Annotated in this window: 6 protein-coding genes; 4 read left to right on the top strand and 2 right to left on the bottom strand. The window is 71.7% G+C overall.

Features of this window, described 5'->3' with window-relative positions; all coding sequences use genetic code 11:
• Positions 1 to 267 (bottom strand): uroporphyrinogen decarboxylase family protein (locus VNT59_RS07145; RefSeq protein WP_325497634.1); only part of this gene is annotated, 267 nt, incomplete at its 3' end.
• Between the two features lie 105 nt (positions 268 to 372).
• Here VNT59_RS07145 and VNT59_RS07140 point away from each other — a divergent pair.
• The 4 genes from VNT59_RS07140 (at position 373) to galK (ending at position 5,528) form a co-directional block, all read left to right on the top strand.
• Positions 373 to 1,461: a class I SAM-dependent DNA methyltransferase gene (locus VNT59_RS07140; RefSeq protein ID WP_325497633.1), complete on the top strand. Its 1,089-nt coding sequence runs from the start codon at positions 373 to 375 to the stop codon at positions 1,459 to 1,461.
• A gap of 112 nt (positions 1,462 to 1,573) precedes the next feature.
• Positions 1,574 to 3,355: a glycoside hydrolase family 2 protein gene (locus VNT59_RS07135; RefSeq protein ID WP_325497632.1), complete on the top strand. Its 1,782-nt coding sequence runs from the start codon at positions 1,574 to 1,576 to the stop codon at positions 3,353 to 3,355.
• Entirely contained in the window at positions 3,355 to 4,443 is a 1,089-nt protein-coding gene (gene galT, locus VNT59_RS07130) for a galactose-1-phosphate uridylyltransferase (protein ID WP_325497631.1), read from the top strand. Before VNT59_RS07135 ends, galT begins: the two co-directional genes overlap by 1 nt.
• Positions 4,440 to 5,528 (top strand): galactokinase, encoded by a 1,089-nt coding sequence (gene galK, locus VNT59_RS07125; protein ID WP_325497630.1) that lies wholly within the window; start codon positions 4,440 to 4,442, stop codon positions 5,526 to 5,528. Before galT ends, galK begins: the two co-directional genes overlap by 4 nt.
• A 54-nt stretch (positions 5,529 to 5,582) precedes the next feature.
• Here galK and VNT59_RS07120 read toward each other — a convergent pair.
• A partial coding sequence (locus tag VNT59_RS07120; protein ID WP_325497629.1) for a sugar nucleotide-binding protein occupies positions 5,583 to 5,963 on the bottom strand: 381 nt, incomplete at its 5' end.

The following is a 5,963-nucleotide window of genomic DNA, read 5'->3' as shown; positions in this document are numbered from 1 at the left end:
CAGGCCCATGGCGTCGGGCACCGTGAGGATGTCCGAAAACAGGATCGCCGCGTCCAGGCGGTAGCGGTCCAGCGGTTGCAGCGTCACTTCGGTGGCGTAGTCGCGGTTCATCGCCAGCCCCATGAAGCTGCCGGCGCGGGCCCGCGTCGCCCGGTATTCGGGCAGGTAGCGCCCGGCCTGCCGCATCAGCCAGATCGGGGTGTGGGGCGTCGCCAGGCGCTGGCAGGCGCGCAGGAAGCTGTCGTTCTGGAGCGGGGCGAAGCTCATCGAGTGCCCTCCGGGCTGGAGCAGTGGTCGGCAGTCATCGCGCGATTGTCGCAGGGGCGCCCGGCGCCCCTATGATCCAGCTCACACAGACGAGGTCAACCGCCGATGACCGGCAATTTCGAGCAGGCCAGGGACTTCTTTCTCAAGGGCGTCGCGCACTACCGGGCCGGTGACTTCGCGCAGGCCGAACGCGAGTTCGCCGCCGCGCTGGATCTGGTGCCCGGCCGGGTGTCGACGCTCACCAATCTGGGTGCGGCGCGGCTGAAGCTCGGCCGGATCGAGGAGGCGGTGGCGCTGCTCGACGAGGCGCTGGCGCAGGAACCGGACAATGTGGAAGCGTTGCGCCAGCGCGCCGCCGCGCTGGCCGAACTGGGGCGCCATGCCGCCGCCCTCGCGGCCATCGACCGGGCGCTGGCCCTGCAGCCGGCCAACGGTCCGGCCTGGACCCTGCGCGGCAGCATCCTGCGCGCGCTGGGGCGGCTGCCGGAGGCGGCGGATGCCTATCGCAGCGCGGCTCGGCACGGCGACGACAGCGAACTGAGCCGCTTCTTTCTGGCTTCGCTCGCCGGCGGCGACACCCCGCCGGCGGCGCCGCGAGAGTACGTGCAATCCCTCTTCGACGGCTACGCCCACGAATTCGACCAGCATCTGGTCGACGTCCTGCACTACCGGGCGCCCGAGATCCTGGTGCGGGGGCTCGGAGCGCAGCCGGTCGGCGCGGCCCTCGACCTCGGCTGCGGCACCGGGCTGTGTGGCCGGCTGCTGCGGCCGCTGTGCCGGCGGCTCGACGGCGTGGACCTGTCGGCGCGGATGGCGCAGCGGTCCGCCGCCACCGGCTGGTACGACGAGGTTGTGCAGGCCGACGCCGCCGACTACCTGCATGGCACCGACCGGCGCTACGCACTGGTGGTGGCCGCCGACGTCTTCATCTACGTCGGCGCGCTGGAACGGGTGTTCGCCGGCGCCGCGCGCGTGCTGGCGCGCGGCGGCCGCCTCTGCTGTTGCGTCGAACTCGCGCCGCCCGGCGCGGACCTGGTGCTGCAGCCGAGCCTGCGCTACGCCCACTCGGCCGGTTACATCCACAAGCTGGCGCAACAAGCCGGTTTCGAAATCTCCGCCACAGCCGAGCACCCCATCCGCGAGGATCAGGGCCTGCCCATCCCCGGGCTGTTTGCCTGGCTGATCCGGACCTAGGCCCGACCACGCCGGCACGGGCGCTGCCTCGCATGGCGGGCGGCGCCGCATGGACGCCCGGGCCCGGCCCGTGTCCGTCAACCGCGCCGGGCTGCCAGAACAAGGAGAGATTTTGGATTTTGCCTATCCCCGGCCCCAGCTCCAGCGTGACCAGTGGACCTCACTCAACGGCAGCTGGCGCTTCCGTTTCGATGACGAATGCCGCCTCACCACCCCCGATGAGATCGATCACTGGCCGCTGGAGATCACCGTGCCCTATCCGCCGGAGTCCAAGGCCGGCGGGGTCGGCGATCGCGGCTTTCACAAGATCTGCTGGTACCAGCGCGACTTCGAGCTGCGCCCCGGCAGCGACCGCGTGATCCTGCGGTTCGGCGCCGTGGACTACGCGGCGCGGGTCTGGATCAACGGCGAGCTCGCCGTCACCCACGAGGGCGGCCACACCCCGTTCTCGGCCGACATCACGCACCTGCTGGACCGCTCGGGGCGGCAGGTCGTGACCGTGCGGGTGGAGGACGACCCCGCCGACCTGACCAAGCCGCGCGGCAAGCAGGACTGGCAGCTGGAGCCGCATTCGATCTGGTATCCGCGCACCACCGGCATCTGGCAGACGGTGTGGCTCGAGCGGGTGTCCCGCACCTTCGTCGACAAGGTCCGCTGGACGCCGCAGGTCGAGGACTACGCGATCAAGTTCGAGGCGCGCATCGGCGGCGATCCCTGCGCCGACCTGTCGATGGAAGTCGAGCTGCGGCACGGCGAGCGCCTGCTGGCCCGCGACCGCTACCAGGTCATCGACGGCGAGGTCGACCGCCACATCGTGCTCTCGGACCCCGGCATCGACGATTTCCGCAACGAGCTGTTGTGGAGCCCGGAGCGGCCGACGCTGCTCGATGCGCGGGTGCGGCTTTATCGCGATGGCCAGGTCGTGGACGAGTTCGTCTCGTACACGGCACTGCGCTCGGTGCACATCCTGCGCGACCGCTTCATGCTCAACGGCCGCCCGTACGTGCTGCGCATGGTGCTGGACCAGGGCTATTGGCCGGATACGCTGCTGGCGGCGCCGAGCGACGCCGCGCTGCGCCACGACGTCGAGCTGGCCAAGGCGATGGGCTTCAACGGCGTGCGCAAGCACCAGAAGATCGAGGACCCGCGCTATCTCTACTGGGCCGACAAGCTGGGGCTGCTGGTGTGGGAGGAGATGCCGTCGGCCTACCGCTTCACCCGCACCGCCATCAAGCGCGTCGTGCGCGAGTGGACCGAGGCGATCGACCGCGACTACAGCCACCCGTGCGTCATCGTCTGGGTGCCGTTCAACGAGTCGTGGGGCGTGCCGGAGCTGACGGCGGTGCGCGAGCAGCGGCACGCGGTGGAAGCCCTCTACCACCTCACCAAGACGCTGGATGCGACGCGACCGGTGATCGGCAACGACGGCTGGGAATCGAGCGCGACCGACATCATCGGCATCCACGACTACGACATCAACACCGACCACATCCGCCAGCGCTACGGTGCCGAGATCGCGCCCGAGCAGTTGTTCGACCGGCGCCGGCCCGGCGGCCGGGTCCTGACCCTGGACGGCTATCCGCACCGCGGCCAGCCGATCATGCTGACCGAATTCGGCGGCATCGCCTTCGAGGCCAAGCCCGACCCCGACGTCAAGCGGATCTGGGGCTACACGGTCGCCAAGGACGCCCAGGAGTTCGCCGCGCTGTACGGCAAGCTGCTGGAGACCGTGATCCACACGGCGCTCTTCAGCGGCTTTTGCTACACCCAGTTCGCCGACACCTTCCAGGAGGCGAACGGCCTGCTCAATGCCGACCGCACGCCCAAGATCCCGCTGGAGCGCATCGCGGCCGCCACCAGGATCTCGCGCACCTACATCCCGGGCGGCGTGTGATGCATCGCCTCCAGCTCACCAAGCCGGACGGCCGGCAGCTGACCCTGTACGGCCGCGAGCCGGTCGATCCGGGCCTGCGCGCGCCCAGCCCCTTCGCCGAGCCGCTGGCCGGCGCCGCGCACCTGCGCTGGCATCCGCTGCGGGGCGAATGGGTCACGTACGCGGCCTACCGGCAGGGCCGGACCTTCCTGCCGCCGCCGGAATACAACCCGCTGGCGGTGACGCGCGACCCCGCCCATCCGACCGAGGTGCCGGCCGGCGCCTGGGACGTGGCCGTGTTCGACAACCGGTTCCCGTCGCTGGGACACGGTGCTGGCGCGCCGCCCGAGCTGATCGTGCCGACCGCGCCGGCCGCCGGCAAATGCGAGGTGGTGGTGTTCACCCAGGATCCGCAGTCCTCGCTCGGCGCGCTGGCCCTCGACCACATCGAGCTGTTGCTGCAGGTGTGGGGCGAACGCACCCAGCTGCTCGGCGAGCGCGAGGACATCCAGTTCGTGCTGCCGTTCGAGAACCGGGGCGCCGAAGTGGGCGTCACGCTGCACCACCCGCACGGGCAGATCTACGCCTACCCGGTGGTGCCGCCGGTGCCGGCGCGCATGCAGGAAGTGGCGGCGGCGCACCACGCGGCCAAGGGCATGGGCCCGCTGCAGCAGCTGATCGAGGCCGAGCGGGCCAGCGGCGGCGAGCGCGTCATCTACCAGGGATCGCACGCGATCGCGTTCGTGCCGGTGTGCGCCCGCTACCCGTACGAGGTGTGGGTGGCGCCGATCGACCCGGTGCCCGGGTTCGCGGCGCTCAATCCGGCGCAGCGGGCCGACCTCGCGCGGGCGCTCAAGACCGTGCTGCTGAAGTACGACGGGCTCTGGCAGCGGCCGCTGCCGTACCTGATGGCGTGGTACCAGGCCCCCACCGACGGCGCGAGCCATCCCGAAGCCCATCTGCACGCGCAGTTCTACCCGCCGTACCGGACCCGCGACCGCCTGAAATACCTGGCCGGCACCGAGCTGGCGGCGGGCTTCTTCGCGATGGACGCGCTGCCCGAAGAGAAGGCGCGCGAGCTGCAGCAGGTGGAGGTGCGACTGGCATGAGCGGCGACCGCGGCGACGGCTTCGTGGGGGTGTTCGGCGCGCCGCCGCAGGCACTCGCCGATGCCCCCGGCCGGGTCAACCTGCTGGGCGAACACACCGACTACAACGACGGTTTCGTGCTGCCGATCGCGATCGCCCAGCGCACCCGCGTGGCGATGCGCGTCAACGGCCGGCCCGACTGCGCGCTCCATGCCCAAGGGCAGGGTGCCACGGTGCGCTTCACGCTGGATGCGGCGCCCAGCGAGCACTTCGCCAGCTACGTCTACGGTTGCTTGATGCTGGCGCGCGGCCGGGGCGTCGACGTTCCGGGCCTGGACATCCACGTCGAGTCCGACGTGCCGATGGGCGTGGGGCTCTCCTCCAGCGCCGCGCTGGAAGTGGCGACGCTGCGCTGTCTGCGCGAGCTGCTGCGCCTGCCGTTCGACGACGTGCTGATCGCGCAGCTGGCGCAGCGCGCCGAGATCGAATACGCCGGCGTCAACTGCGGGATCATGGACCAGATGGCCTCGAGCCTGGCGGACACCACCCGCGCGCTGCTGCTGGACACCCGCGGCCTCGAGCGGCGCTTCGTCGAGCTGCCGCCGGGCACGGGCGTGCTCGTGATCGACTCCGGCGTGGCGCGCACGCTGGCCGGCAGCGGCTACAACGAACGGCGGGCGCAGTGCGAGGAAGCGGCGCGGCTGCTGGGGGTGCCGTCGCTGCGCGATGTCGAAGACGCCGCGCGGCTTGCCCCGCTGCCCGCGCTGCTGCAGCGCCGGGCCCGCCATGTCGTCACCGAAAACGCCCGGGTGCTGCAGGCGGTGGCCTGCACCTCGCCGGCGGCGTTCGGCGCGTTGATGAACGCCTCCCACGCCAGCCTGCGCGACGACTACGAAGTGTCGACGCCCGAGCTCGACCAGCTGGTGGCCCTGCTGCAGCAGCAGCCCGAGGTCCACGGCGCGCGGCTGACTGGCGCCGGCTTCGGCGGCGCCTGCGTGGCGCTGTGCGAGCAGAGCGGGATCGCGCCGGCCGGGCGGCGCGTGGTGGCGCAATACAACGCGGGCGGCCGCCACGGCCGGGTGCTGGTGCCGCCGCTGCCAGGCTGACCGGCCGGCGGGCCTTGGCACCGCCGCGGCCGCCGTCGATGCCGTGCGCCCTGGCTACGCCGCCTGCCGCTCCCGCGCTGGCTGCTGGCGCAGCGGCCAGGCGCCGGCGAAGCGCGTGCAGTCGGCCAGGTACCGGCCGACCGCGTGTTCCAGCCTGGGCATCAACAGGGCCCGTTCGCTCGCCAGCACCGAGTAGCGCGGGCGGCGCGCCACCTGGCTCAGCGCCGATGTCGGCAGCGGCTGCACCAGGCCCGTGTCCAGCCCGGCGGCCTCGGCCGCCAGCTGGGCGAACCGGTACCAGCTCACTTCGCCCTGGTTGCTCAGGTGCCAGAGTCCGCGTTCGCCGTCGACCAGCAGGTCGAGCGCCGCCTGCGCCAGATCGGGCACGTAGGTGGGCGAGACGAACTGGTCCTCGGCCGCCAGGCAGTGCTCGCC

This window comes from Ramlibacter sp., from assembly GCF_035554825.1.
GTDB lineage: Bacteria > Pseudomonadota > Gammaproteobacteria > Burkholderiales > Burkholderiaceae_C > Ramlibacter.
The sequence above is the reverse complement of the archived record's forward strand: the minus strand, read 5'-3'. Positions and strand labels throughout refer to the sequence as shown.

What these genes read in the sequence shown, in the direction of transcription:
- galT (WP_325497631.1), top strand. Translation starts at nt 3,355, where the DNA reads ATGCATCGCCTCCAGCTCACCAAGCCGGACGGCCGGCAGCTGACCCTG.
- galK (WP_325497630.1), top strand. Translation starts at nt 4,440, where the DNA reads ATGAGCGGCGACCGCGGCGACGGCTTCGTGGGGGTGTTCGGCGCGCCG.
- VNT59_RS07140 (WP_325497633.1), top strand. Translation starts at nt 373, where the DNA reads ATGACCGGCAATTTCGAGCAGGCCAGGGACTTCTTTCTCAAGGGCGTC.